The organism is Rhodococcoides navarretei, from assembly GCF_038069675.1.
GTDB classification, from domain to species: domain Bacteria; phylum Actinomycetota; class Actinomycetes; order Mycobacteriales; family Mycobacteriaceae; genus Rhodococcoides; species Rhodococcoides navarretei.
Window position 1 is genome coordinate 63,936 of sequence record NZ_JBBPCN010000001.1, and the last position, 23,212, is coordinate 87,147.

At 63.4% G+C, this 23,212-nt stretch carries 31 protein-coding genes and 1 pseudogene; 15 read left to right on the forward strand and 17 right to left on the reverse strand.

Features of this window, described 5'->3' with window-relative positions; all coding sequences use genetic code 11:
• Window positions 1–26: 26 nt before the first annotated feature.
• The 3 genes from AABD04_RS00275 (at window position 27) to AABD04_RS00285 (ending at window position 1,532) form a co-directional block, all read left to right on the forward strand.
• On the forward strand, window positions 27–395 hold the full coding sequence (locus AABD04_RS00275; protein WP_341439791.1) for a VOC family protein: 369 nt from the start codon (window positions 27–29) through the stop codon (window positions 393–395).
• Between the two features lie 82 nt (window positions 396–477).
• The gene (locus AABD04_RS00280) at window positions 478–1,017 is read left to right on the forward strand and encodes a tetratricopeptide repeat protein (protein ID WP_341439792.1); all 540 of its coding nucleotides are present in this window, start codon (window positions 478–480) and stop codon (window positions 1,015–1,017) included.
• Between the two features lie 83 nt (window positions 1,018–1,100).
• Window positions 1,101–1,532, forward strand: a complete 432-nt coding sequence (locus AABD04_RS00285; RefSeq protein WP_341439793.1) for a PPOX class F420-dependent oxidoreductase — start codon at window positions 1,101–1,103, stop codon at window positions 1,530–1,532.
• 69 nt (window positions 1,533–1,601) lie between these two features.
• Here AABD04_RS00285 and AABD04_RS00290 read toward each other — a convergent pair whose 3' ends face one another.
• From AABD04_RS00290 to AABD04_RS00300, 3 genes and pseudogenes are all read right to left on the reverse strand, one after another.
• On the reverse strand, window positions 1,602–2,669 hold the full coding sequence (locus tag AABD04_RS00290) for an IS110 family RNA-guided transposase (protein WP_341439794.1): 1,068 nt from the start codon (window positions 2,667–2,669) through the stop codon (window positions 1,602–1,604).
• Window positions 2,670–2,938: 269 nt separating this feature from the next.
• A complete protein-coding gene (locus tag AABD04_RS00295; protein WP_341439795.1) occupies window positions 2,939–3,394 on the reverse strand; it encodes a DUF3237 domain-containing protein in 456 nt (151 codons plus the stop codon).
• A 1-nt stretch (window position 3,395) separates the two neighbouring features.
• Window positions 3,396–3,923, reverse strand: a pseudogene (locus AABD04_RS00300) (phenolic acid decarboxylase).
• 59 nt (window positions 3,924–3,982) lie between these two features.
• Between AABD04_RS00300 and AABD04_RS00305 the strand changes: the two are divergent.
• Window positions 3,983–4,426: a MarR family winged helix-turn-helix transcriptional regulator gene (locus AABD04_RS00305; RefSeq protein WP_341439796.1), complete on the forward strand. Its 444-nt coding sequence runs from the start codon at window positions 3,983–3,985 to the stop codon at window positions 4,424–4,426.
• 102 nt (window positions 4,427–4,528) lie between these two features.
• Here the strand turns inward: AABD04_RS00305 and AABD04_RS00310 are convergent, their stop codons facing one another.
• Together AABD04_RS00310 and AABD04_RS00315 are read right to left on the reverse strand one after the other, a co-directional pair.
• On the reverse strand, window positions 4,529–5,023 hold the full coding sequence (locus tag AABD04_RS00310; RefSeq protein WP_341439797.1) for a hypothetical protein: 495 nt from the start codon (window positions 5,021–5,023) through the stop codon (window positions 4,529–4,531).
• Between the two features lie 146 nt (window positions 5,024–5,169).
• The gene (locus AABD04_RS00315; protein ID WP_341439798.1) at window positions 5,170–6,039 is read right to left on the reverse strand and encodes an AraC family transcriptional regulator; all 870 of its coding nucleotides are present in this window, start codon (window positions 6,037–6,039) and stop codon (window positions 5,170–5,172) included.
• Window positions 6,040–6,266: 227 nt separating this feature from the next.
• Between AABD04_RS00315 and AABD04_RS00320 the strand changes: the two genes are divergently transcribed.
• Window positions 6,267–6,749 (forward strand): aldo/keto reductase, encoded by a 483-nt coding sequence (locus tag AABD04_RS00320; RefSeq protein WP_341439799.1) that lies wholly within the window; start codon window positions 6,267–6,269, stop codon window positions 6,747–6,749.
• On the opposite strand, the gene AABD04_RS00325 is transcribed toward AABD04_RS00320, so the two are convergent.
• Window positions 6,736–7,215: a GNAT family N-acetyltransferase gene (locus AABD04_RS00325; protein ID WP_243595743.1), complete on the reverse strand. Its 480-nt coding sequence runs from the start codon at window positions 7,213–7,215 to the stop codon at window positions 6,736–6,738. The two genes, AABD04_RS00320 and AABD04_RS00325, sit on opposite strands and share 14 nt — an antisense overlap.
• Window positions 7,212–7,535: a cupin domain-containing protein gene (locus AABD04_RS00330; RefSeq protein WP_243595923.1), complete on the reverse strand. Its 324-nt coding sequence runs from the start codon at window positions 7,533–7,535 to the stop codon at window positions 7,212–7,214. The genes AABD04_RS00325 and AABD04_RS00330 overlap by 4 nt, the downstream gene beginning before the upstream one ends.
• Before the next feature lie 312 nt (window positions 7,536–7,847).
• Here AABD04_RS00330 and AABD04_RS00335 point away from each other — a divergent pair, with 312 nt between their 5' ends.
• Together AABD04_RS00335 and AABD04_RS00340 are read left to right on the forward strand one after the other, a co-directional pair.
• Window positions 7,848–8,573 carry an HAD-IA family hydrolase gene (locus tag AABD04_RS00335; RefSeq protein WP_341439800.1) on the forward strand — a complete coding sequence of 242 codons (726 nt, stop codon included), beginning with the start codon at window positions 7,848–7,850 and terminating at the stop codon, window positions 8,571–8,573.
• Entirely contained in the window at window positions 8,566–8,808 is a 243-nt protein-coding gene (locus AABD04_RS00340; RefSeq protein WP_243595746.1) for a hypothetical protein, read from the forward strand. Before AABD04_RS00335 ends, AABD04_RS00340 begins: the two co-directional genes overlap by 8 nt.
• A gap of 159 nt (window positions 8,809–8,967) precedes the next feature.
• Here AABD04_RS00340 and AABD04_RS00345 read toward each other — a convergent pair whose 3' ends face one another.
• On the reverse strand, window positions 8,968–9,417 hold the full coding sequence (locus AABD04_RS00345; protein ID WP_341439801.1) for a MarR family winged helix-turn-helix transcriptional regulator: 450 nt from the start codon (window positions 9,415–9,417) through the stop codon (window positions 8,968–8,970).
• 54 nt (window positions 9,418–9,471) lie between these two features.
• Here AABD04_RS00345 and AABD04_RS00350 point away from each other — a divergent pair, with 54 nt between their 5' ends.
• A complete protein-coding gene (locus AABD04_RS00350) occupies window positions 9,472–10,056 on the forward strand; it encodes a hypothetical protein (protein WP_341439802.1) in 585 nt (194 codons plus the stop codon).
• Window positions 10,057–10,060: 4 nt separating this feature from the next.
• On the opposite strand, the gene AABD04_RS00355 is transcribed toward AABD04_RS00350, so the two are convergent.
• From AABD04_RS00355 to AABD04_RS00365, 3 genes are all read right to left on the reverse strand, one after another.
• Window positions 10,061–10,273: an oxidoreductase gene (locus AABD04_RS00355; RefSeq protein ID WP_341439803.1), complete on the reverse strand. Its 213-nt coding sequence runs from the start codon at window positions 10,271–10,273 to the stop codon at window positions 10,061–10,063.
• Window positions 10,274–10,289: 16 nt separating this feature from the next.
• Window positions 10,290–11,360: a phospho-N-acetylmuramoyl-pentapeptide-transferase gene (gene mraY / locus AABD04_RS00360; RefSeq protein WP_243595750.1), complete on the reverse strand. Its 1,071-nt coding sequence runs from the start codon at window positions 11,358–11,360 to the stop codon at window positions 10,290–10,292.
• A 115-nt stretch (window positions 11,361–11,475) separates the two neighbouring features.
• On the reverse strand, window positions 11,476–12,300 hold the full coding sequence (locus tag AABD04_RS00365; RefSeq protein WP_341439804.1) for a helix-turn-helix transcriptional regulator: 825 nt from the start codon (window positions 12,298–12,300) through the stop codon (window positions 11,476–11,478).
• A 50-nt stretch (window positions 12,301–12,350) separates the two neighbouring features.
• Here AABD04_RS00365 and AABD04_RS00370 point away from each other — a divergent pair, with 50 nt between their 5' ends.
• Complete coding sequence (locus tag AABD04_RS00370) at window positions 12,351–12,728, forward strand: VOC family protein (protein ID WP_341439805.1); 378 nt, start codon at window positions 12,351–12,353, stop codon at window positions 12,726–12,728.
• Entirely contained in the window at window positions 12,709–13,134 is a 426-nt protein-coding gene (locus AABD04_RS00375; protein ID WP_423228100.1) for a VOC family protein, read from the forward strand. Before AABD04_RS00370 ends, AABD04_RS00375 begins: the two co-directional genes overlap by 20 nt.
• A gap of 4 nt (window positions 13,135–13,138) precedes the next feature.
• Here the strand turns inward: AABD04_RS00375 and AABD04_RS00380 are convergent, their stop codons facing one another.
• The 3 genes from AABD04_RS00380 to AABD04_RS00390 form a co-directional block, all read right to left on the reverse strand.
• On the reverse strand, window positions 13,139–13,663 hold the full coding sequence (locus tag AABD04_RS00380; protein ID WP_341439807.1) for a mycothiol transferase: 525 nt from the start codon (window positions 13,661–13,663) through the stop codon (window positions 13,139–13,141).
• Between the two features lie 102 nt (window positions 13,664–13,765).
• Window positions 13,766–14,119, reverse strand: a complete 354-nt coding sequence (locus AABD04_RS00385; protein ID WP_341439808.1) for a PLD nuclease N-terminal domain-containing protein — start codon at window positions 14,117–14,119, stop codon at window positions 13,766–13,768.
• 101 nt (window positions 14,120–14,220) lie between these two features.
• Complete coding sequence (locus AABD04_RS00390; RefSeq protein WP_341439809.1) at window positions 14,221–14,838, reverse strand: LysE/ArgO family amino acid transporter; 618 nt, start codon at window positions 14,836–14,838, stop codon at window positions 14,221–14,223.
• Window positions 14,839–14,913: 75 nt separating this feature from the next.
• Between AABD04_RS00390 and AABD04_RS00395 the strand changes: the two genes are divergently transcribed.
• Window positions 14,914–15,768 carry a LysR family transcriptional regulator ArgP gene (locus AABD04_RS00395; protein ID WP_423228101.1) on the forward strand — a complete coding sequence of 285 codons (855 nt, stop codon included), beginning with the start codon at window positions 14,914–14,916 and terminating at the stop codon, window positions 15,766–15,768.
• Window position 15,769: 1 nt separating this feature from the next.
• Here the strand turns inward: AABD04_RS00395 and AABD04_RS00400 are convergent, their stop codons facing one another.
• On the reverse strand, window positions 15,770–16,174 hold the full coding sequence (locus tag AABD04_RS00400; RefSeq protein ID WP_341439811.1) for a hypothetical protein: 405 nt from the start codon (window positions 16,172–16,174) through the stop codon (window positions 15,770–15,772).
• A gap of 130 nt (window positions 16,175–16,304) precedes the next feature.
• Between AABD04_RS00400 and AABD04_RS00405 the strand changes: the two genes are divergently transcribed.
• The gene (locus AABD04_RS00405) at window positions 16,305–16,631 is read left to right on the forward strand and encodes a hypothetical protein (RefSeq protein WP_243595758.1); all 327 of its coding nucleotides are present in this window, start codon (window positions 16,305–16,307) and stop codon (window positions 16,629–16,631) included.
• Here the strand turns inward: AABD04_RS00405 and lat are convergent.
• Entirely contained in the window at window positions 16,628–17,923 is a 1,296-nt protein-coding gene (lat, locus tag AABD04_RS00410; RefSeq protein WP_423228196.1) for an L-lysine 6-transaminase, read from the reverse strand. The two genes, AABD04_RS00405 and lat, sit on opposite strands and share 4 nt — an antisense overlap.
• A gap of 157 nt (window positions 17,924–18,080) precedes the next feature.
• Here lat and amaB point away from each other — a divergent pair, with 157 nt between their 5' ends.
• The 3 genes from amaB (at window position 18,081) to AABD04_RS00425 (ending at window position 21,359) form a co-directional block, all read left to right on the forward strand.
• A complete protein-coding gene (gene amaB, locus AABD04_RS00415; protein WP_243595760.1) occupies window positions 18,081–19,616 on the forward strand; it encodes an L-piperidine-6-carboxylate dehydrogenase in 1,536 nt (511 codons plus the stop codon).
• A 16-nt stretch (window positions 19,617–19,632) separates the two neighbouring features.
• The gene (locus tag AABD04_RS00420) at window positions 19,633–20,859 is read left to right on the forward strand and encodes a hypothetical protein (RefSeq protein WP_341439813.1); all 1,227 of its coding nucleotides are present in this window, start codon (window positions 19,633–19,635) and stop codon (window positions 20,857–20,859) included.
• 68 nt (window positions 20,860–20,927) lie between these two features.
• A complete protein-coding gene (locus tag AABD04_RS00425; RefSeq protein ID WP_341439814.1) occupies window positions 20,928–21,359 on the forward strand; it encodes a hypothetical protein in 432 nt (143 codons plus the stop codon).
• Window positions 21,360–21,449: 90 nt separating this feature from the next.
• Here AABD04_RS00425 and AABD04_RS00430 read toward each other — a convergent pair whose 3' ends face one another.
• Window positions 21,450–23,159, reverse strand: a complete 1,710-nt coding sequence (locus AABD04_RS00430) for a cutinase family protein (protein ID WP_423228102.1) — start codon at window positions 23,157–23,159, stop codon at window positions 21,450–21,452.
• Window positions 23,160–23,212 lie beyond the last annotated feature (53 nt).

The window sequence follows — 23,212 nt, forward strand, 5'->3', positions numbered from 1 at the left end:
AATCGAGTCGGCGGTACGTTCGTTCGATGATTCACCACGTGCAGGTCGCATGTCCGGCGGGCGGCGAAGACCGCGAGCGTGAGTTCTATTCGGGTGCCTTGGGCTGGGAGGAGATCCCGAAGCCTGCGCCGTTGGCCGTCCGCGGGGGCTGTTGGTTTCGCGTACCGGGAGTCGGCGGTCCCGATGGTGAGGTGCATGTCGGCATCGAGGACGACTTTCGTCCCGCACGGAAGGCGCACCCGGCCTTCGTCGTCGACGTCGATGCAACCGCTGCAGCGTTGACGTCCGCTGGCTACCCAGTGAGTTGGGCCGACCCTCAGGAGATACCGGGTCGTCGACGGTTCCATACCCGCGACGGTGTGGGCAATCGAATCGAATTCGTAGCAGCTCGATAGCTGTCGAGTGTGATCGCTACGTCAGGGAGTCGGCTTCGTCGCTTCTCCGAACTACGTTGCTCGTGTCGCGAAGACACTGCACATGCCGAGGGACACAGCGGTGGCGGCAGACCCCAGCATCGTGGACGATCGTCTCATGCTGAGTTGGGAAGATCGAATGGCCGAATTCTGGCGCGATGCCGACGATGCAGATGCGGTTCGTATGCGAATCCAGATCAACCAATTACTCTCCACTGCAAAGTGTTCCGATGCCCGTGCATTGTTCGAGCGAGCATGCCTCGAGGGCTTCTTGGGTGAAGAATCCGCGGCCGTTCCGCTGTACGAGGCATCGTTGTCCCACGGGCTCGATACCGACAGGGAGAACCAGGCTCGGATTCAACTGGCGAGTTCGCTCCGCAACGTCGGTCGACAGGACGACGCGCTGCGAGTGCTGGAGGAGTTCGAGTTCTCCACCGAATACCGCTCTGCGCGAGATGCATTCGTGGCACTCGCGCTCTGGGACAAAGGCGACGGGGCACAGGCTCTGCGGAACGCACTGCATGCGGCAGACCCGGTGCTGGGGAGATACCGTCGAGCAATCGGGGCCTACGCGGCGGAGCTTTTCGACGACAGACAGTCGTGAGGCCGGAACGGAACAATCGCGTCGTCGACGGCGTTTTCTTCGGAAGCTCGTGCACGCTTGTTTCCACGACCGAAGGGGACTCCATGACCGGAACTACCTACGATCCACACGACCTTCTCGAGCAGAGCCGAATCGGAGTCCTGGCCACCATCAAATCCAGCGGACTTCCGCAGCTATCCCCGGTGACGCCGTTCTACGACCGGGCAGCCGGCACCATCACGATCTCGGTCACCGAAGGACGAGCGAAAACGACGAACCTACGCCGAGATCCTCGCGCCGCGCTCGAAGTGACCAGCGCCGACGGCACCTCATGGGCGACGGCGGAAGGAACCGTCACTCTCACCGGCCCGGGATCGTCACCCGAGAGCCCCGAAGTCGATGCCTTGGTGGACTACTTCCGCGCCGCCGCCGGTGAGCACCCCGATTGGAACGAATACCGAGCAGTCATGGTCGCCGACCGACGAGTACTGGTGACCATCGCGGTGACACACGTCTACGGCCAAGCGATCGCCTGACGCCCCTCCAAGTCCACTCGATGTGCCATTGACCGCCCAAAAGGCCACCGAACGATGCTCCTATGTTTGTCAAGTGGTCTGGGGCGGCTTGAGTAGGCCGTAGATTTCGCGGGCGATGGCGCGTTTGAGGCATCGGGTGATCTCGCGTGGGGTCTTGCCTTCTGTCAGTCGCCGGTCCCGATACTGCTGGGTTCGTTCGTCGCCGCGTAGGCGGGTGATGGCGATCGTGTAGAGCGCCCGGTTCGCTTGACGGTCACCGCCTCGGTCGAGGCGGTGACGTTGTGTGCGGCCCGAGGATGCCTGGATCGGTGCAACTCCGCACAGGTGCGCGAAGGACGCTTCGGAGGTGATCCGTTCGGGGTTGTCGCCGACTGTTATCAACAGTTGTGCAGCTGTGCTGGTTCCGATCCCGAATCGGGCGAGGAGCTGCGGTGCGTGTGCGGTGACGAGTGCCTCTATTTGTTTGGCGAGGATTCGTTCCTCGGCGGTGAGGTCGAGAATTCGGCGGGACACCGACCGCAGTGCGGCACCGACTGCGGAATCGAGATCGACGGGCCGACGCGGTGCGTGTGGCAATGCTGCGCATGCGGCGAACAGGTGCGCGTCGGTGAGCTGACGGAGCTCGGCGCGTATGCCTTCTGGGGCATTGACGATCATCGATTTCAGTTGTGTGACCGCTTCGGCGCGGGCTTTGACTGCCGAGTGACGTGCGTTGTGCAAGAAGCGAATCGCTTCGACGTTGCCGTCGTGGGCCTTCGGTGTGGTGGTGGCCTTTCCGGTCAATGCTGCGCGCGCTGCGGAATGGGCATCGAGTGGGTCGGATTTGCCGTGGAAGCGGCGAGAGCGTCGGTCGGGGCGATCGACATCGACGACCTCGAGCCCGCTCAGGCGTAGCGCAGTGGCCAGTGTCGATCCATAACTGCCGGTACCTTCGACTCCGATTCGCTCGACCTTTCCGGCCGCGGTGATCCAGGCGATCAGGTCCACGTGGCCGGCGGCGGTGGTGGGGAATTCTCGGTCGCCGACCTCGCGTCCGAGGTGGTCGATGATCGCGGCGTGATTGGTGTTCTTGTGTGTGTCGACGCCGACGAAGACGGTGGTGCTGACATCGGGTGGATTGTCGGTCATGCTGGACATGGCTATCCCTTCGTGGTGGTGGCCACGCACCGGCCGGGGACGGCGGACAAGACTGTGATGGGACTCTTTGGACAGGCTCCTATGAAGTCACTTCGCCCCACCGGTCGCGTGTGAGCAGCAACAGCGGGTCGGGTACCGACACATCGTTCGAAGGACAGCCCACCGGGCGTCGGTCACATTGAGAGTCAGGCCCCAACCCACCGCAGATATCCAGTATCACCGGACACATTCATACTCACAGTCACATTGACTGCGCGGAATCGCGTCGGTCAGGTGACCTGGTAGACGTCCAGCTCCACGGAGTTCGGCAATCGCTGGGCGGATCCGATGAACATGCGCTCGTTCATCCATCGGAGTCTGCTCGCGGCGGAGGACAGTCTGGGTTGACTACGGAAGTAGATGCGATCGGCGGGCACAGGTTCACCGCGGACAAGTGCGGCGATGTCATCTTCGGCACCACTTCGTACGCCGACGTTGCGTATCGTGATCCGCTCGCCCGCATCGGTCTCGAGTGCGTATCTGGCGTCCAACTCGGTGAGTGTCGCCGTGCGGAGAATCTGGTGATCCGCACCTCCGGGTAGAACTCGGCCCTGCAGGAACGGGCCCTCGACGGTACCGCCGAGGATCGGCACCAGGCGACGGTGACCATCGGCCACCTCGCCAAGGTCGATCGGTTCACCTACGGTCACCGACAGATGGGCGACGAAGACCAGTTCTGGACGCATGTCAGTTGGTTCGGTCGGCAAATCCGTCGGGCAAATCGCTGGGCGCAACCGACACGATCGTCTCGTCGTCGACGCCGACGTGCTCGAACAGAGTGATGGTGGCGAATTCGGGAACCACATAGATGGGGTAGGTCGGGCCCGTGTCGCGGTAGGCGCGCATTCGGTCGAGGTGGTCATTCTGATACAGAACGGTCTTGGTTCCGTCGAGTTCGATCCATTGCGGGAAGAAGATCGTGCCATGCAGGCGCCGCTTGCCGGGAATGACGTTGACGACGACGGATGTCCCGGTCGGCTCGTTCCACGAGATCTTGTAGACATCGTCGTCGAGTTGGACCAGATCGACTTCCTGGTCCTTGACCCATCGACCACCGACCATGCCGGTGTGGATGCGGTAGTCGATCGTCGTGGCGTTCTTGACGTACATCTCTTACTGCCAGTTGTTCGCGTACGTGTAGATGAATCGATGTCCGACGATGCCGCTCAGGTCCTGATCCGGCACCGGATTCTGAACCGAGGTCTCTGTAGTCATGAAAACATTTTGTCACAAAACTATGTTTGCGGCAAAACTACATGTGAGATCATCGGACAGTGCATTCCTCCGCAATCGAACTCGGTCGACAACTGGGACCGCTGCGGCGCTCGTTGCTCCGCGCGACCCGCGAAGCCGCGGACTTGCCGGACCTCCCTGACTCACACGTCGAAGTGATGAGAGCCCTCGCCGACAAGCCGTCGATGAGCCCCGGAGTCCTCGCCGCACATCTCGACCTCGCCCGCTCCACCGTCAGCAACCTGATCAAAGCAATGGCCGACGCTGGTCTCGTCGAACGATCGATCTCGTCGAACGATCTCCGGGGAGCGACCCTGACGGCGTCGCCGAAGGCCCTCCGTCTACTCGCCGAATATGACGCAGTCAGTTCGCAGGTGCTTTCCGACGCACTCGACGAGCTGACCGTGGACAGCCGTAGAGCACTCTCTGCGGCAATCCCTGCTCTGGCCGACATCGCAAAAATCCTGTCTCGTCGATCGTCCTGAACTCGCAGACCGGTCACCCGAAGTCCACTCGATGTGACATTGACCCCCGAAAAGGCCACCGAATGTCACATCGAGTACCCGCGAGGGACTCCGTCGGTGGCGTCAGGCAACAGTGATCATGTCGTGCGCCAATCGAGGTGTGCGCAGCTGGCTGACATTCGAAAACCAACTGCGGACCGGATAAGAAAGTCTGACGACGAAGTAGTTGACGAATTCGACGACTCCGAAGAGCCACACGGCGACGACGGCGAGAGCAGCGGCGATCCCGGCGGGAAACCAGACGATGATGCCCACCAACCCGGCAGCCAGCAACGCGACGTCGGCAATTCGACATACTCGGTAAACCCCGCGGAGGAAGACGGGCATCGGGTGGTGTTCTACCCAGGAACGCGCCAGCAGCCAGTAGATACCAGCTTGTACGAGCACGATAAGCAATGGGACAAGGGCGGACCACAACGCCAGACGGTCCTGCTGGTCGTCGAGCCTCGGCATCGCCATGGTGAGGGCGACCGTCAGGAAGACAACTGCTGCGGCAAGCTCGCCGAGCCCTAGCGACAGATATCGCCGACGCAACGCCTCGCGTCGACCGGCCCACATGCCTCCACACTATCGAGGGCAGTGCGCTAGGCACCCGCTCGCAGTCCACTCGATGTGACATCGACCCCCGAAAAGGCCACTGAATGTCACATTGAGTGACCATGACAGGCCGCGACGGGAGGTGGGGAGGGGAAGGAGAGAGGCGACTATCGACTTCGTTGAATTGGAATCCACAGTTCTCCCGCTCCCGAGGACCAGTTGGGGGAGGCCTCGGTGACGGTCAGGATTTCCGGTCCCGGGATCACTTCGTAGGGGTTGGAGGGGAACCATTCGCCGAAGGCGTCGGCCCACAGTTGTTGGAGTGCGGGGGCTAAAGCTGTGTCGCTGCTCGTCTGGAATACAGCCCAGGTCGATGCGGGTACGTCCAGGGTGTTCCACTCGTGTGGTGCGGGCGCAGTGCTGGCGACGGCGAAGTAGTAGTCGAAGAGACTGCCGTCTTCGCGGTCGGGCTCGAAGCCGTCGCTGACGAAGAGGATGTCCGGGAATTCGGGTAGGTCGGCGAGGGTGCGTAATCTTTCGCCGGTTCCGGGGCCGAGGCTTCGATGGAACTCGGTCATGGCGGTGTTCTCTCCGCGATACCGAAGTGGGATTCGGGTGGCTTTGCCGACGATGTGGAATGGCGGCAGTTCGGTGATGCGGTATCGCATGGTGCTCCGTCCTTCGATGGTCAGGTGAAATGTCACCGCTGGTCTGGAACGAAGGATGGCTCCCGGTCGACGGGCTCGAGATGGTGTGAGGCCGTGCATGTCTCGGAATGCGCGAGTGAAAGCGTCGGCGGTGTAGCCGTACTTGGATGCCACGTCGAGCACACCCATGCCGTCGAGCAGATCAGCTGCTGCCACCGTCATTCTGCGTTCACGGATGTACAGCGACAGCGGTAGTCCGGCGAGCGCCGAGAACACGCGCCGAAAGTGATACTCCGATGTGAGGGTGATCCGAGCGAGCTCGGTCGGATCGATCTCGCGGTCGAGATGGTCCTCGATGTAGTCGAGCGCCGCGTTCCACGTGTCGAGCATGTTGTTGACCTTCCTTCGTTCCGACTCGAACGATAGGAGCACTGCACCGATGGAGTCTCGACTTTCCGTGCCGCGGAAGGTCGGATTCAGATCGTGCGTAGGTGCCGCTGTTTTCGACGAGAACGTGAGCGGATGAGTTCATCGAGTGCGCAGCGAGATTCGGCATCGGTAGGCCGATATACGATCAGCCGTAGATCCGGGTCGTCGAGAGAACCACCGAACGTGAATTGCTGCCCACGGCTGCAGATCTGGGACTCGGCGTGGTTCCCTGGGCACCGCTGGGCGGCGGAGTGCTGACCGGAAAATACACCACCGCGGACCTCGCGACCCCGGGTTCCGATGCGCCGGCCGGAACTCGACGCGATCATGCGAAGGCGAACGGAACGCTGACGACGCGGGGGCTCGCAATCGCGGACGCCGTCGTCGACGTCGCGCGCCAACTCGGCGTGACTTCTGCTCAGGTGGCTCTGGCGTGGACGCTTCGGCATCCGTCCGTCGTCAGCTCCCTGATCGGCGCGCGAACTCCGGAACAGTTGCAGCAGAACATCTCTGCCCTCGATATCACCTTCGACGAATCCCACCTTCACACACTGCACGCAGCCAGCGATATCGACCTCGGGTTCCCGCACGAGTTCCTGATGAGACCCATGGTCCGGGGCGTCACCACCGGCCGCACCACGGTTCGACCCCGCCCCATCAGGGCCTGGTGATCGTCTGACTCGGCGGAGCGCGAAAGATCATGGGATCTCCGTCGTCGACGAGCTCGAACCCGGCACGCTCGAGCACCCGACGCGAGGCACTGTTTGCCCGATACACCTGCGCGACCATCGCAAGACCATCGGTGTGATCCTGCGCAAGGTCGAGCAGTTCGCCGGCGTAGCCACGACCCCATTGGGCCGGATCCACCCAGTATCCGACCTCGATGTGGTCCGATCGTCGAATCAGACTGAGCAAGCCGACGGGACGTTGCTCTTCGTTCATGCCGATGAACCACCTCGGCACGTCCGGCATCCGGGTGTCCCCAGCGCTCAACGGCCGCGCGAACCGACGGTCGAAATAGGCTCTGTTCCAAGCCGCTCCGTCTCCGATCCATCGAACGACCTCGACGTCCGATGCCATCGAGAACAGGAAATCTGCATCGGTCGGAACAGCGGGCCGCAACAGAATTCGCGTCACATCTCTCGGACCTGCGAAGTTAGGTCCCCGCCCGCATCCCCGGTGTTGACGGTGCCTGCTCTCTCGAACAGCAGAGCGGACACTTCCTCGACGGCCTTGGGGCAGTGTTCGACTCCTGCTGGAACGACGAAAACGTCACCGGGACCGAGAACGACATCACGGTCGCGAAGCTGAATGGTCAGTTCTCCGCTGTGGACGAAGAACATCTCGTCGGTGTCAGGGTGTGTGTGCCAGACGAATTCCCCGAGTAGCTTCACCACTTTGACATCGTGGTCGTTGATGCTGACGAGTCGGTGAGGTTGCCAAGGCTGCTCGATCATGTTTATCGCGTCGGAGACATTACGCACGTCACCGTCGGTGCCGCCGCTGTCGATGCTCATGGGGCTGCCCTTCGTCGTCTGTCGAGTCGACTGGGTGGAATTCTACCCAGGTCGCTTCCCGCCTTGGTGAACAGCTCGACACACTATGTCGCGCAGGAAGTTTGACTTCTGTCGGTCAGTGACGGTCCACTGGTTGCAGCGAGAGTCGGACGGTCGCGGGCAGACAAAGGGCAGTAGGCTGCTCATGACCTGAAGACGGTATCGACACGAACAATCCGCCGCCATAGAACTCTCGCAAGGAGGCCCGGCTACATGAATCTCGCCGATTACGACGTCCTGAGCTTCGATTGCTACGGAACGCTGATCGATTGGGAAGTCGGCATCCTCGAAGTGCTCAGACCATGGGCGCAGCAGGCCGGTTCGCGGTTGTCCGACGACGAGCTTCTTGCCGTCTACGCCGTCAACGAAGCTCAGGCGCAGCGCGATTCGCCCACTGCGCTGTACCCCCGGATACTGGCGGACGCCTTCGCGCGGACCGGCGGTACGTTGGGAATACCTGTCTCGGCCGAGTGGGCGAACAAGCTCGGTGCTTCCGTTCCGGAATGGCCGGCATTCGAGGACTCGGCCGACGCGTTGTCGTCTCTCGGCGAGAGCTACAAGCTCGTCATCCTGTCCAATGTGCATCGCGACGGCTTCGCGGGGAGCAGCCGTCGGCTCGGCGTGCAGTTCGATGCCATCGTGACTGCCGAGGACGTCAAGGCCTACAAGCCGGCCGACAACCACTTCGACGCGCTCGACGGAGTCCTCGAGACGCTGGGTGTCCCCCGATCACGACTACTCCATGTTGCGCAGAGCCTGTTCCACGATCACGTGCCGGCGAAACGGCACGGCATCGCCTCGGTGTGGATCGATCGTCGACACGATCGTCCAGGATGGGGAGCAACGCCGGAGCCGTCCGAGGAATACAGTGTCGACATGACGTTCCCGAGCATGGCCGCATTCGCAGCGGCGGCCCACGAGGCCCGCTCGGATGCGTAAGGTCTCCACACTGATCGGCTTCTCCCTCGGGCTCATCGCGTCGATCGGTATCGTCCTGTGGACCGGTGCGCCGCGTCGAGTGAATTACGCGTTCGTCGCAGGCCATCCGCAGTACTCGGAGTTCCTGGGTATGCCTGGGCAGCTCGCCGTCCTCGTCGTCGGTGTGCCTGTTCTCGGCGCAGTGCTCGGCTTCGTTGTAGGCGTGCTGATTTCGAGAGCTCGACGGAGAACCTGACTTCAGCGTTATTGTCCGCGAACGATATTCGAGCGCGAATGGCGATGACCCCGATGTATGCCAGCCGCACAGTGGCATACAAGGCAATCGAGGCCGAGCAGACGACCGAGATGGTCGAGATACCAACGAGTGCTCGCATGGCCGACAGTCTCACACACGTCACCAATGCCAGGCGTCGCCTCCGACGTTCTGGATTGTTCGTTGCAGGACTTCGATGGTGGTGACGAAGTCGGCCTCACTGATGCCGTTCATTCTCTCGTCCTGCAGCATGTTCTGAAGATCGGCTGCGCTCCGGAACGTGTCGCGACCGTCCGGGGTGAACTTCAGGCTCGAATTCGATTCCACGATCCACCCTTTGGACCGCGCGGAGTCGATGGCCTCGACAATTGCGTCCGGAGTGTCGTTGTGCCCGATCTTCTCGATCGTCTCGCCACGATCGGCCCCGGCGGGATGTAGTGAGATCTGGTGTAGGAGCCACCATTCGGGTTGCGTGACGCCGATATCGTGGAGTGCTCCTCGGGTCCGTGCTCGAATCGCCCCTCCGGCGCGCGCGGTCCAGAACCCGATGGGCTGACGCTCGGGCGGTTGCATCGGTCTGTTCGTTGTCATGAGTTGAACTCTAAAACCTGAACCATGCTTCAGGTCAAGGGTAGCGTCCCGACCGTGGACAGCCCATCAGGGAAGAAGCTGGTCGCGGTGCTTGCCGCAGTCGGTGCCTCGACAGGCGCTGCGGCAGCGGTGGTTTGGGCTGTCGCCATACCCGATCCGCAGGAACTGGGCGTGACCGACGTCCGGCCCAGTTGGTTCGCTGTGTCGCTCTATCTCGTCGCAGCAGGGGTAGCGGTGGGTCTGGTGGTGGCCTCGTTTCTGTGTTGGGCTGCTCCAGCTGCGTCGGCGGAGGTCGTGAGCCTCGACATTCTGCCCGGTCTCAGTGCCGGTCCCACAACGCAGTTCGGGGTGGGGTGCACATATCTCGTCGTGGCTCGGACCGACACACCGAGCGGCCCGCGGGTCGATATCCAGGACTACACGAACGAGTCGGTGATGTTCCCCGAGGAACTGGCATGGAATGTCGATCCGTACTTCAGCACGCCGGTAGTTCTCGGCCACAAGTTCACGCTGTGGACTCCGACCGCACCGGGCGAACACTCGTTGATGGCCTACGAAACGTCAGCGGGCGGCCCGATTCGCACCGTCACCGTCAACCCGGCCACTCCTCTCGGGCCGGGGTGCATCGTCGCGCCCTGAGGCGCTACTCGTCCGTACGTAGTTCGTCGACCAGGTTGAACAGTCGTCCCAGATAGTCGCTGTGGAAGACCTCCGTTGCACGGATTTTGGCGTCGCCGTCGAGACCGAATTGCAGGTTGACGAGTTCTACCCCGATGGCGACGCGTCGAGCATCGAGATTTTCGAGTTCGGCCGCGAGTGCGTCGACCTTGGCAACCGGGGACAGTTCGTTCGTCACCCCAGAATCGTAGTGCTCACCCCACGGCAGCGAGGAACTCGCTGTAGAACAACCCGAGTCCCAGCGCCGACGCGATGGCCGCGAACAGCCACAGTCGGATGATGACCGTCGTTTCCGCCCAGCCGGCCAGCTCGAAGTGGTGGTGAATCGGTGCCATTCGGAACGGCCTTTTTCCGGTGCTCTTGAACGAGGCGACCTGAATGACGACGGAGGCACTCTCGGCGACGAACAGGGCTCCGAAGACGATGGCGATCAGCTCGGTCTTGCTCACGATCGACAGTCCGGCGAGCAGCCCGCCGAGGGCGAGGGAGCCGGTGTCGCCCATGAAGATCTTGGCCGGGGCCGCGTTCCACCACAGGAATCCGATGCAGGCACCCGCGGCCGCGGCGCAGACGACGGCGAGGTCGAGCGGATCGCGCACCTGGTAGCACCCGGCAACGGAATTGGTTGCGCACGACTGCCGGTACTGCCAGAACGTCATCACCGTGTACGCGCCGAGGACGAGGGTCATCGACCCGGCCGCCAAACCGTCGAGCCCGTCGGTGAGGTTGACCGCATTGGACCACGCGACGACGAGGAAGACGCAGAACAGTACGAAGATGATCGGTGCCATGGTGAAGAACGTGGATTGGCGTACCAGCGACAGTTCGACGTTGCCCGGAGTCAGCCCATTGCCGTTGCGGAACTGCAGCGCCAGCACGGCGAAGATCACTGCGGCACTGATCTGCCCGACGTACTTGCCGGTCGCTTTGAGTCCGAGGCTGCGCTTCATGCGGAGCTTGATGTAGTCGTCGAGAAATCCGACGATGCCGAGTGCCGTCGCGAGACCGAGAATCAGCAGGGCGGACGCCGACGGCCCGTCCCCACCCATGGCCACGAGGTGAGAGCCGAGGTAGCCGGCCCACAGACCGACAATGATCGCGACGCCGCCCATGGTCGGCGTCCCGCGTTTGGCGTGGTGGCTCGCCGGACCTTCGACGCGGATCTCCTGGCCGAAGCCCTGCCGGGTGAACAGAGCGATGAGAAATGGCGTCAACAGAATCGAGACCGCCAATGCGATTCCACCGGCGACGAGAATGTTGATCATGCGTTGAAGCCCACTCTTCCTCTGTGCTGCGGTTGCCCACCGGGTGCTACCGAGCACCGCGGGATACTGTGCCAAACGAATCGGCAAAAGTCGCATTGCGTGACGAAGGTGTTACTCACAGTTGATACGTACCCGGGGACACACCGACCAGTTCGGTGAACTCGCGGGTGAAATGCGCCTGGTCGAACCAGCCGTACCGCGCTGCCAACTCTGCCAGCGACCCGGTGTAGCCGTCGTCGAGGTCACGGACGGCGTCGTGAATCCGATACCGACCCAGAACCCACTTGGGCGTCGCACCGACATAGCGCTCGAACAGCCGCTGCAGCCGACGGGTTCCGATGCCGCATCTGTCCTCCACCTGGCCGACGCGTATCAGCGTTCGATCACCGAGCATCGTGCCGATGACATCCAGGACGGTCTCGTACTCCGGCTCCACGTCACGGGTGTAGGGCGCGAGAGCCGCGTCGACGACGGTTCGGCAGTGGTCGACTTCCAGATGCCCACCCAGCTCGGCCAGTGCAGCGACGGTCTCGGACCGGAACGGTGTCGGTGGTGCCACCGGAACGTCGCGCAGGGTTCGTGCCACGGTGCCGGTGAAGCTCGCGTAGCCGCCGGGCCGGAACTTGACGCCGAAGACCCACCCCGACTCGGCGAGGACGACGTCGAAGCGGTGCGTGAGCACCCCCGTCACGACCACCGGCTCGGTGACGCCCTCGCGGGTCCATCCGTGCTCGACGCTGAGCGTGCAGGCCGGGTGAGGGAGCGTCGAGCTGCGATAGGACGTGCCGGACGGCAGATTCCATTGCAGCCGCCAGTAGTTCTCGACCCACGGCTCCAAGGATGGGGCACACGGCAGCCGAACGAGGTCGACGTATTGCGCCAGCTGATCCGGTCGCAGCACGCCGGCCTGGGTGGTTGTCGCGTTTTTCCTATCCGGCACGCGCGTCAGTGTAGGAGTCTGGTCCGACACCGCTGTGGAGGAGGAACACCATGACCGAGACACCCGTTGCCACCCTGAAGATGGTCACCCTGGACTGCTCGGATCCCGAGGTCAGCGCCGCGTTCTGGTCGTCGCTGTTGGGCTGGAGCGTCGTCCATGCGGAGAAGGACTACGCGATGCTGCAGGGACCGAGCAGCGCGCTCGGATTCGGTCGCATCGACGACTATCGGCCCCCCGCGTGGCCCAATGCCAACGGCAGCAAGCAGTTTCACTTCGATCTCGCGGTCGAGGATCTCGACGCTGCAGCGAGTGCGGCAGTGGAGCTGGGCGCGACACTGCCCGAGGATCAGCTGGGCGAGACCTGGAGGGTGTTGCTCGACCCGTCAGGGCATCCGTTCTGTCTGACGAATGCCGCGAACTGGGGCTGACGCGGCTAGCCTTGTGGTCGTGACACCACGTCTGGCAGGAATCGAAATCGTCGTCGCCGATATGGCCGCGTCTCTGGCGTTCTATCGTCTTCTGGGACTGGATATTCTGGCCGACGCCGATGCCGAGCAACACGTCGAAGTGGACCTCGGCGGGGTTCGCCTGTTGTTCGACCTGCCGTCGACCATCACCTCGTTCGATCCGACGTGGACGCCGCCCAGCGGGGGTCACCGCGTTGCGCTCGCTTTCGACTGCGGGACACCCGACGGGGTCGACGCAGTGTGGGAAGCGGTCACCGCGGCGGGGTACACCGGTCACCTGCAGCCGTGGGATGCGTTCTGGGGGCAGCGTTATGCCGTCCTGCACGACCCCGACGGCAGCACCGTCGATCTGTACGCGAACGTCTGAGGCGTCAGCTTTCGGGTTCTTCGCCGGTCGGTCCGCCTGCCAGTTCGACGGCGATATCGAGATGTCCGAGGTGGCGCGCATATTCCTGAAGTACGTGGAAGCAGATCCAGATCAGCGTCGGCTGCTCGTCGGTGAATCGTCCACCCAGAGAGGCCACTTCGTCCATTCGATGTGAGCTCAGTATCTCGTCGGTGAGCCGGGCACCGTCGTCGAGCCTCTGCAGCAGCGCTTCGGCGTCCATCTCTGCCGGCACGTGCCACGAACCGTCCTTCTGGTCTCCCCACGGTTCCTCGACTGCTCTGCCGAGAAATCCCCAGACGAACCACCGCTGCTCCATGTGGACCAGATGGGTGAGCATCTGCAGCGGGGTCCACTTCGAGGGCACCGCTGTGGTGGTCAGGGAATCGCCGCTCAGGTCCGTGATTCGCCGAACCAACTCGCCGCGATAGAAGCGCAGGTACTCGCGAAACAGGTCGGCGGGATCGGAGAGGTCGGAGTTCGGTTCGGGAAACGTCGTCAGCTTGGCCATGGCTTCTCTGGTCGTCGGGTAGTGAGCTGAGTGTCCACAATTCGGCTCGGCGGGCGGAAAACCGTCCGCAGACGAAAATTGTGGACACTGAGCGTTGTTGGCTTATTCGCTCGTGCGCTGCTCGCGGGCGATGCGGCGCTGTTCTTCGGCGCGGGCGCGGCAACGGCGCAGGAATTCCTCGTCGCTTTCCTGCGACTGGGCGACTGCTCGGCCAGGTCTGGCGTCGTACTCGGGGTAGGCCGACGCGGTCCGGGATGCGCCGCTACCACCCCAGATGCCGCCGTTCTCGGGTCTGCCGACGAGGAGCCACGCAAGAGACCCGGCGAGCGGCAGAACGATCACGAGCAGCAGCCACACGATTTTCGGAAGGTGGCGGATGCCGGAGTCGTCGGCAGTGATGACGTCGATCAAGCAGAAGATGGACAGCAGCATGATCAGCAAGCCGAGGTACGGCACGGAAATCCTCCAGGGTTGTCAGACCATGCGGTCGGTCTTTCGCGACTATCAGATCACTCGTTGTACCGCGGATCAAGTGCTGGGACGTCAGGTGTCGTGACTCAGCCGAAAACGAGCAGCGCAGCCAGCGTCAGCATCATGATGCCGATCCCGAGGTCGAGAATCCTCCACGCCGCCGGCCTCGCGAACAGCGGACTGAGCACTCGTGAGCCGTAGCCCAGGGCGGTGAACCACAGAATGCTGCCCAGCATCGCGCCGACTGCGAACCACCACCGCAGGTCTCCCGGCTGACGGTTCCCGATCGAGCCGAGAAACACCACGGTGTCGAGATAGACATGCGGGTTCAGCCAGGTCAGAGCCAGGCAGGTGGCGAGGGCGGCGATCAGTGAACCGCCACCGTGCACCTCCGCCGTCATCGACGATGGCGTGCGGGCCCGGTTCAGTGCCAGCAATCCGTAGACGAGCAGGAACAGCGCACCGAGGACGGTCACGACGCGCAGAGCTACGGGGAACCGGTCGACGAGTACTCCGATTCCTGCCACCCCGGCCAGGATGAGCATGGCGTCGGACAGGGCGCATACCGCCACCACCGGCAACACATGGGTGCGTTGCAAGCCCTTGCGCAGGACGAATGCGTTCTGGGCTCCGATCGCGACGATGAGGGAGAGTCCGACGCCCAACCCGGTGAGGGTCGATTGTGCGGCGGCAAGCGATGTCATGACTCCAACGCTAGGAGGGCACACCGATTAGGTCCAGCGAATGTATTTCAGGAATGATTAACGTATCTTCATTTGGTGGAGATCGAGCAGCTCAGGGCTCTGAAGGCTGTGGTCGACGGCGGAACGTTCGAGGCCGCGGCTCGCGCGCTGTACGTGACACCGTCGGCAGTGAGTCAGCGAATCAAGTCCCTCGAGCAGTCGTTGGGCCGGACCTTGGTGCAACGAAGCAAACCGGTGGTGGCCACCCAATCCGGCATTGCGGTGCTGCGACTGGCGCACCAGATCGATACGTTGACCGACCAGACTCGGGCGGAATTGAACGACGACGGCATGGCTGCTCCGATTTCCCTTGCCGTCAATGCGGATTCGATGGCGACCTGGGTGTTGCCGGCACTCGCGCCACTGGCGTCCCAGACGACCTTCAACCTGCATCGGCAAGATCAGGATCGTACCGCTCAACTGCTGCACGACGGGATCGTCTCCGCCGCAATAACGTCCGTGGCCAGTCCGGTTCGTGGCTGCACCGTCCGACGCCTCGGTGCGATGCGCTACCGGCCGTCGGCCACGCCTGAATTCATCGAACGGTGGTTCCCTACAGGTGTGACGGCCGCTGCGTTGCGCGTCGCCCCAGTGGTCGTCTTCGATGCCGACGACCGATTGCAGGACAACTACTTACGCCGCTTCGGTATCGACCACGACGAGCCGCCCCGCCACCTGGTGCCGGCCTCTGCGGACTATGCGCGGGCCGTTGATCTGGGCTTCGGCTGGGGCATGATTCCCGATCTGCAGGCCCGCGACTCGCTGAAGTGCTTCGACAACAATGGAATCGACGACGTGACGCTGTACTGGCAGCAATGGTCACTGTCGTCTGCGGCACTTCAGCGGACGGCCGACGCCGTGGCAGCAGGCGCAGCACGAATGCTGTTGTAATTCAGGCCGGACTGTCGTTCGGCACGATCTCGGGCAGTCCGTCGCCGACGGGGTCGAGAATCGCCGTCGATCGGGCACCCCACCGCTCGTGCGCAGACTGCCGTGACATGCCGACCGCGGTGCCGATGGTCGCCCAGGTTGCACCCTGAACTCGCAGCACCACAACGGTTTCGAGGCCGTCGAGCCCCGCTGCCAGTTGAACACGAAGGCTCAACAGATGCCACGCGAGGCTGCGTCGTGCGGGCAGGTCGGTCGATTGCTCGGCCTCCCAGTCCGGTGTGCCCGGCAGGGGGCCGGTGCCGATGATCTCGTCGGCGATGCGCCCGGCCTCGGTGGCTGCTGCCGTTACGACCGCCTGTGTTGCAGCGGTGATATCTGCCTCGGTTGCGAGGGTGATGGGATCCATGACCGACCTCCTGTGTCAGGATGAGCCTGACAGAAGGCCAAGGCGCTGTCAAGGTTTTCCTGACGTGGAGTCGACGAGGGCGAGCCGATAATCGCTGTACCAGGCGAACTCCCGTTGCTATCTTGTGCCGATGACCATTCGCTATCACGTGACCTCGGTGCTCAACCGTGAGTCGATTCGGCAGCACGGACTCGACTGGCGTCGCATGGGTGCTGCTCGCGGTATTGCCGGTAGCCACCAGCCCGAGCAGGAAGGGTGCTTTCTGGCAGCCGATGCGTGGGAACGTGATTGGTTCGTTGGCATGAACAACACCGGAGGTCCGGTCGATGTCTGGGAGGTCAGCGGCGTCGAAGACGGTGATCTGCGGCAGTCGCCGGAGAACTTCTACTTCCGTCCCGGTGCCATTCCGACGTCACAGATTCGATTGGTGCAGAAGGACATCGAGCCCGAGCGCTAGAGCATGCTCAGCACCCGGTCGATGGACTCGACTGCCTGTGTCAGTTCGGCTTCGGTGATCGTCAGTGCAGGGCGGAATCGCACTGCCGCGTCGCCGCAGCCGAGCGCCAGGACATGCTCCTCGGTACGCAACAGTTCGATCACTCGGTCGCGGGTGGAGGCGTCGGGCAGGGAGAAGGCGCACATCAGACCGCGTCCACGGACCTCGGATACAACTGAGTGTCGAGTTGCCAACTCCTGCAGCATCGTCAGCAGTACGTCTCCGAGCTGACCGGCACGAGAGATGAGGTTGTCGGATTCGACGACTTCCAGGATTCGACGCGACCGCACCATGTCGGTGAGGTTGCCGCCCCACGTCGAATTGATGCGTGAGCTGACGGCGAAGACGTTGTCGTCGATGTCGTCGACGCGACCGCCGGCCATCACTCCGCAGACCTGGACCTTCTTGCCGAAGGCGACGACGTCCGGGACGACGTCGAGTTGCTGGAATGCCCATGCGGTGCCGGTCATTCCGGCTCCGGTCTGCACTTCGTCCATGACGAACAGTGCATCGAACTCATGGCAGAGGGTGCGCAGTTTCTGCAGGAATCGAGGTCGGAAGTGATGGTCCCCACCCTCGCCCTGGATGGGTTCGATGATGGCGCAGGCGATGTCGTGCGGACTGGCCTCGAACGCCGCCCGCGCTGCTGCCAACGATGCGTCCTCGAGTTCGTCCATGTTCGCGTCGGATCTGATGAACGGGGACGGAATTCTCGGCCAATCGAACTTCGGGAATCGTGCGACCTTGTTGGGGTCGGTGTTGGTCAAAGACATCGTGTACCCGGAGCGGCCGTGGAACGCGTGCTCGAAGTGCATCACCTGTGAGCCCAGGGATGGATCGATGCCGTTGCGCTCGTTCCAGCGTGACTTCCAGTCGAAGGCGACCTTCAGCGCGTTCTCCACCGCCAAGGCGCCGCCTTCGACGAAGAACAGGTGGGGCAGTCGATCGTCACCGAGGACCCGCGCGAACGTGTCCACGAACCGTGCCATGGGGACGGTGTAGATATCGGAATTGCTGGGCTTGTTCATCGCCGCCTGCATGAGATCCGCCCGAAAGTCCGGGTCGTCGATCAGAGCGGGATGGTTCATGCCGAGGGCGTTGGACGCGAAGAACGTGAACAGGTCCAGGTAGCGGGTGCCGTCCCTGGCGTCGACCAGGGTGCATCCGGTCGAGGCATCGAGGTCGAGGACCAACTCGAAACCGTCGGCCAACAGATGTTCACCGATCACCTCGCGAACGTTGGAGGCATCGATGGTCACTCCGGTGCGCTGTAATACTTGCGTCATGAGGACGAAGATACGCGTAAATAATCCGTAAGCAAGCCCATATAGCAGGAAATTATACGGTTGTGACCTCAATCGGTAGGCTGACCTTCGACAGTTCGGTTTTCTTCACGGAAGGTGTACGCGCATGTCTGCATCCATCACCCACGACGAGTTGAGTGTGCGCACTCGCGCCATCCTCGACCGGCTGGGTGCCACGATCGCGCTCGACGCCCCCGCGGGACCCGACTCGATCATCGCGCGGTCGCCGATCACCGGTGGGAATCTGGCGTCGCTGGCGTCGGCCTCTGCGTCCGATGTCGAGACCGTCGTCGCCGACGCGCGCACCGCGTTCGTGTCGTGGTCGCAGGTGCCGGCCCCCGTGCGTGGTCAGGTGATCAGGGAACTCGGTGAACTGCTGCGCGTACACAAGGAGGATCTGGGCGCGCTGGTGTCCATCGAGGCCGGGAAGATCGTCTCCGAGGGGCTCGGTGAGGTGCAGGAGATGATCGACATCTGCGACTTCGCCGTCGGACTGTCCCGTCAGCTGTACGGAAACACGATCGCCACCGAGCGGCCCGGGCATCGGATGATGGAGCAGTGGCATCCGCTTGGTGTCGTAGGCGTCATCACCGCGTTCAATTTCCCCGTCGCGGTGTGGAGTTGGAACACCGCTCTCGCCCTCGTCGCGGGAGACACGGTGATCTGGAAGCCGTCGGAGAAGACTCCGCTGACCGCCGTCGGAGTGCAGGCACTCTTCGAGCGCGCTGCGGCCGCGGCCGGAGTCGACCCCAAGATCGCGCAGCTGGTGATCGGTGATCGCGCGTCCGGCGAAGCGCTGGTGGATGATTCGCGGGTGGCGTTGGTCTCGGCAACCGGTTCGACGAGGATGGGCCGGGCCGTCGCGCCTCGCGTCGCCGAGCGATTCGGCCGGGTGTTGCTCGAACTCGGTGGGAACAACGCCGCGATCGTGACGCCGTCGGCCGATCTCGATCTGACCACGCGTGGGCTGGTGTTCTCGGCTGCGGGTACGGCCGGTCAGCGCTGTACCTCGCTGCGCCGCGTCATCGTGCATGCCTCCGTCGCGGACGAGTTGGTGGGCAAGCTGGTTGCGGCCTACGAGACGCTGTCGATCGGATCCCCTTTGGCCAGTGACACTTTGGTGGGCCCGCTCATCGATGCCGGTGCGTTCGCGGGGTATCAGAAAGCGCTGGAGGCTGCGGTGTCCGACGGCGGAACAGTGGTCGTCGGCGGTGAGCGGGTGAATGTGGTCGACGAGTACTCGTTCTACGTCCAGCCCGCGATCGTGACGATGCCTGCGCAGACCGACATCGTCAAGCACGAGACGTTCGCTCCCATCATGTACGTGCTGACGTACGACACCCTCGACGAGGCCATCGCACTGCACAACGATGTGCCGCAGGGTCTTTCGTCGTCGATCTTCACCACGGACCTCCGTGAGGCGGAGCGCTTCCTGTCCGCTGCCGGCTCTGACTGCGGTATTGCCAACGTCAACATCGGACCGTCCGGAGCCGAGATCGGCGGGGCATTCGGCGGCGAGAAGGAAACCGGCGGCGGACGTGAATCCGGTTCGGACGCATGGAAGGCCTACATGCGTCGAGCGACGAACACGGTCAACTACTCCAACGAACTGCCCCTGGCGCAGGGAGTGAAATTCGGCTGACGGCATGATCGGCAGTATGAAAGTTCTGTCGATGATCCTCGCCGGCTTCGTCGTCGGCTATGCGATCAGTGATATCCGACCGTTCTACTCCCTGCTGAGCAGCACGGCCGAATTCGGTTCACCGGCAACGATCGTCAACGGGCTCACCGTCCTCGCGCTGACCGCGTGCCTGACCAGCGTCGCGCTGGCGCGTTGGAATGCACGGGGTGTGCTCGTGTTGGCGATAGGAGCTGTATTCGTCGTCGTGTTCCGGACAGTCGGCATGGTGACCGGATTGGTCGGCGACTGGGCCGGCGCTGTGGGAGCAGGCGCCCTGCTCGGCGCGTCCGCCGTGCTGGCGGGGCGACATCGCGGAGCACAGGCATCGCTGGCGGTCGCCGCTGTCGGAGCCGGTCTTCTCGGTAGAGCGCTGGATGCCTTGCTGCAAGCCGACGACGGCCCCGTGTTCGTGTGGGATGTCGTCGGTGCCGAGGACGCGGTGGTTCCGGAGCGGGCGATCATCATGGTGCTTGCGGCTCTGGGTGCGGCGATCTCGCTGTACGTGGCACACCGCGACGTGGCTTTGCAGTCGCACGAGACCCGAAGAATTCTGCTGGTCGGTCTTCCGTTGCCTGTGGTTGCCGGTGTTCTGAACTGGTTCGCCGACGGTCACGACAGTGGGGAAGCCGTGTGGCTCGGTGCACTCGCCGGTATGACGGCCATTGCGCTGTTGGCGTCGTTCGTGTTTCCGGGTCGGGACGGGCGCGTGCTGTTGGTGCTGTTCGCGTCGGCGACGGTCGGTTCGATGGGATTCGCCGTCGAGGATTCGCTGCAGTTGGCCTCAAGTGCCGCGTTGCTGGTCGTCGGAGCGGGGATCGGCTACCGGTGGCCGCAGATTTACGTCGGACTGGGCGGGCTGTTCGTCGTTGCAGGCGCATCCCTGGTCGAGGGCTACCTCAATCTGCCGTCGGTGTCGCAGTTCGCCCTGCCGTTCGTCGTCGCGTACGCACTGGTGTCCGTGCTGTCTGCTGCGCCGGGTTCATTGGCCGTCGCGTTGCCTGCGCTGTTCACCATGACCCTGCCGGTGACGGTGTACGCCGCAAGCTCGCAGATCGCCTCTACCTACGACCGCGCAGTTGCCACGCGCACGATCGAGCCCGACCACCTGGTGTTGTCGGTCGCCGGGCTGGCGGTCGTTGCAGTGGTGACGGTTGCCTGCGCGGTGCTGATGCGTCGGCCCGCCGTCGAGAGCGGCGATAGCTGAGCGAACGGTCGAACACGACTCCCGAAACGCCCGACCGATCTGGGCACCGTGGCCGTAGCCTGCAGGTGATGTCCGATCACAGCGGGAACACAAATCTGCCCGACGACGCCTCCGACGTGACACTGGGGTTCTTCCTCGCCGTTGCGGTGTTCTTGCCTTCGTATTTCGGCGCGACACTCATCACCGACGCGTTGCTGGGCCGAGTAGGACTGCCGCTGTCCCCGTTATTGTGGCTGTTCGTGGCGATACCGCTGGCGACAGTCATGGTGCATGTGGAAGATCGGATCCAGAGCCGTTCCGACTGGGAACGAATCAAGGGGTTCTGGTACGGCGGCGGCGTCGGCGCACTGACTCTGCCGCCGCTGGCGCTCGCACTGCTCGCGCCGCTTCCGACGTTGACCGGTCTCGACCGTGGCGGTCCGTCGATGGTGGTGTTCGTGGCGGTGGCGCTACTGATCGTGGGCATCGTGGTCCGAGGGAAGCTACGCGGCACGGCCTGAGGCCCGTCGTACTCTCGATGTGAAAACACAGAGCCCGCCCACCCGATGATTGCGGTGGACGGGCTCGTGAGCGATCTGCGAGCAAACGGACTACGACGCAGGTACAACCTCGGTGGTCGTCGGAACCGCGGTCTCGGTCGCTGTTTCAGCAGCCGTCTCGGTCGCGGTGACACAGAGCGGCGGTGCACCCTCGACGGGGGTCTCACCCTCGACCGGGACGGTGCACTCGGGGGTTACGACCGGCTCGGATGCCGGTGCCGGTGACGGTGCTGGTGCTGGTGCTTCTGCCGCGGGTGCAGGCACAACCGGAACCGTGGTGGTCACGACGGGCGTCGAGGTTGCCGGCGCGGTCGTCGTGGCCTTCGGGGTTGCCGTGGCCGAGGTGGTCTTCGGGGCCACGATCGTCTCGACCGCTGCACGTCCGGCCTTCTCCTGCACCTCTTTGGTCTTCACCGGCTCGCCCCTGTTGGCCTGCTCGGCCAGCTGGGTCAACCACGCCGCGGCGTACTGCACCGAGGTCAACGGCTTACCGTTGGCGGCGTCGGAGTCACGCCAGTAGTCGAAGTGATGTCCCGATCCGGGTGCCAGGGTGAGGCCGTACGGGTCGTTCATGATCACCGGAACGGTGTTCTGGTTGGAAGAGATGAAGCCAGTGATCTCGCGGAAGATCTTCTGCGGCAAGTACACGAGGTCCACCATCTGACCGGTTTCGATCGGCTCCTGCTCGCCGTCGACCGTGGCCGAGACGGGGGTGGTGACTGCGCCGGGCTTGTAGTTGGGCTCGGACACCTTGATCAACACGTCGAGGAACGTCTCGTCGCTCTGCATCCAGTTGGGCTGCGAGGCGATGTCGTTGAAGGCGTTGACTGCGATGCGTCCCATGGCCAGTGCGAGATCGGCACCGGTGGCGGGGGTGAGCTGCTCGTTCTGCAATGCGTCGGCATTGACCTGACGACCGACGTTGGCGGCCAGGTGAATCAGTGACGTGTTCTCCGGCAGTGCGCAGGTGAGGTCGCCGTCGGAGCAGAAGGAGGCCACTCGGCCGTCGAGCGCGCCGAATCCGCCGGACGTGCCGGGCAGTGCGCCCTGGCCGGGAATTGCGGTGTTGCCGTTCTGGTACTTGGTGTCGAAGCCGTCCGGGTTGCTGAACGGGTTGTCGGCACCGGGGAACGGACCCTCGCCAGCGACGCGACCTGCATCGGCGAGAATGACGACTCCGACGACCTGCGAGGGGTCGATGATGCCGTACTTGCCGTCCTGAGGAACGGTCTGGTTTCCGATCTCCATTGCGGTGCGACGGGCGACGTCCGCGCCCTCGCTGTAGCCCACGATGGCGAAACGTGTCTGCGGGCAGGACGCCGAGATGGACTTCATGATGGTCTGCGAGTTGGTGACGCCGGTCTGCACGGCGTTCTCGTAGCTCGCCATGTCGGCGGGGTATTCCACGTAGACGGCGGCGTACGAATCGGCATCGACCTTCCCGATCGGCGCACGCACCGCCTGGTCGATCCAGTCACTGGTGTAGTCGCCCGACATTGCTGCGGGAAGTCGCGTGCCATCGGGAGTCGTGAGCCACTTGACGCCCTCGCGGGGTGTGTCGCTGCGTCCGCCGATGGCGATGCTGACCATGTCGTAGCACGTTGCCGTAGACACCAGTTCGATGGACGCTTCGGTGGTCGTGGACGGAGCCGACCACGGTGCGGCCACTACTACTCCGGCACCGAGTGCTCCGATCGCGAACGCGCTCAGCGCAACGCGCACACGCTTCGACTTGCCAACATTCATGTTTTCGATCCCCATCACGTCCGCCCGAACCGATCCCGACTGCAGTTGCCAGTGGGTTACCCGGGATT

Coding starts and splice junctions, on each gene's coding strand:
- AABD04_RS00420 (WP_341439813.1), top strand. CDS start 19,633: ATGAAAGTTCTGTCGATGATCCTCGCCGGCTTCGTCGTCGGCTATGCG.
- AABD04_RS00375 (WP_423228100.1), top strand. CDS start 12,709: ATGCCGCGAACTGGGGCTGACGCGGCTAGCCTTGTGGTCGTGACACCA.
- amaB (WP_243595760.1), top strand. CDS start 18,081: ATGTCTGCATCCATCACCCACGACGAGTTGAGTGTGCGCACTCGCGCC.
- AABD04_RS00370 (WP_341439805.1), top strand. CDS start 12,351: ATGACCGAGACACCCGTTGCCACCCTGAAGATGGTCACCCTGGACTGC.
- AABD04_RS00285 (WP_341439793.1), top strand. CDS start 1,101: ATGACCGGAACTACCTACGATCCACACGACCTTCTCGAGCAGAGCCGA.
- AABD04_RS00310 (WP_341439797.1), bottom strand. CDS start 5,023: ATGTGGGCCGGTCGACGCGAGGCGTTGCGTCGGCGATATCTGTCGCTA.
- AABD04_RS00405 (WP_243595758.1), top strand. CDS start 16,305: ATGACCATTCGCTATCACGTGACCTCGGTGCTCAACCGTGAGTCGATT.
- AABD04_RS00400 (WP_341439811.1), bottom strand. CDS start 16,174: ATGGATCCCATCACCCTCGCAACCGAGGCAGATATCACCGCTGCAACA.
- AABD04_RS00390 (WP_341439809.1), bottom strand. CDS start 14,838: ATGACATCGCTTGCCGCCGCACAATCGACCCTCACCGGGTTGGGCGTC.
- AABD04_RS00280 (WP_341439792.1), top strand. CDS start 478: ATGCCGAGGGACACAGCGGTGGCGGCAGACCCCAGCATCGTGGACGAT.
- AABD04_RS00290 (WP_341439794.1), bottom strand. CDS start 2,669: ATGTCCAGCATGACCGACAATCCACCCGATGTCAGCACCACCGTCTTC.
- AABD04_RS00345 (WP_341439801.1), bottom strand. CDS start 9,417: ATGACAACGAACAGACCGATGCAACCGCCCGAGCGTCAGCCCATCGGG.
- mraY (WP_243595750.1), bottom strand. CDS start 11,360: ATGATCAACATTCTCGTCGCCGGTGGAATCGCATTGGCGGTCTCGATT.
- AABD04_RS00335 (WP_341439800.1), top strand. CDS start 7,848: ATGAATCTCGCCGATTACGACGTCCTGAGCTTCGATTGCTACGGAACG.
- AABD04_RS00315 (WP_341439798.1), bottom strand. CDS start 6,039: ATGCTCGACACGTGGAACGCGGCGCTCGACTACATCGAGGACCATCTC.
- AABD04_RS00295 (WP_341439795.1), bottom strand. CDS start 3,394: ATGCGTCCAGAACTGGTCTTCGTCGCCCATCTGTCGGTGACCGTAGGT.
- AABD04_RS00430 (WP_423228102.1), bottom strand. CDS start 23,159: ATGGGGATCGAAAACATGAATGTTGGCAAGTCGAAGCGTGTGCGCGTT.
- AABD04_RS00340 (WP_243595746.1), top strand. CDS start 8,566: ATGCGTAAGGTCTCCACACTGATCGGCTTCTCCCTCGGGCTCATCGCG.
- AABD04_RS00275 (WP_341439791.1), top strand. CDS start 27: ATGATTCACCACGTGCAGGTCGCATGTCCGGCGGGCGGCGAAGACCGC.
- AABD04_RS00330 (WP_243595923.1), bottom strand. CDS start 7,535: ATGATCGAGCAGCCTTGGCAACCTCACCGACTCGTCAGCATCAACGAC.
- AABD04_RS00380 (WP_341439807.1), bottom strand. CDS start 13,663: ATGGCCAAGCTGACGACGTTTCCCGAACCGAACTCCGACCTCTCCGAT.
- AABD04_RS00425 (WP_341439814.1), top strand. CDS start 20,928: ATGTCCGATCACAGCGGGAACACAAATCTGCCCGACGACGCCTCCGAC.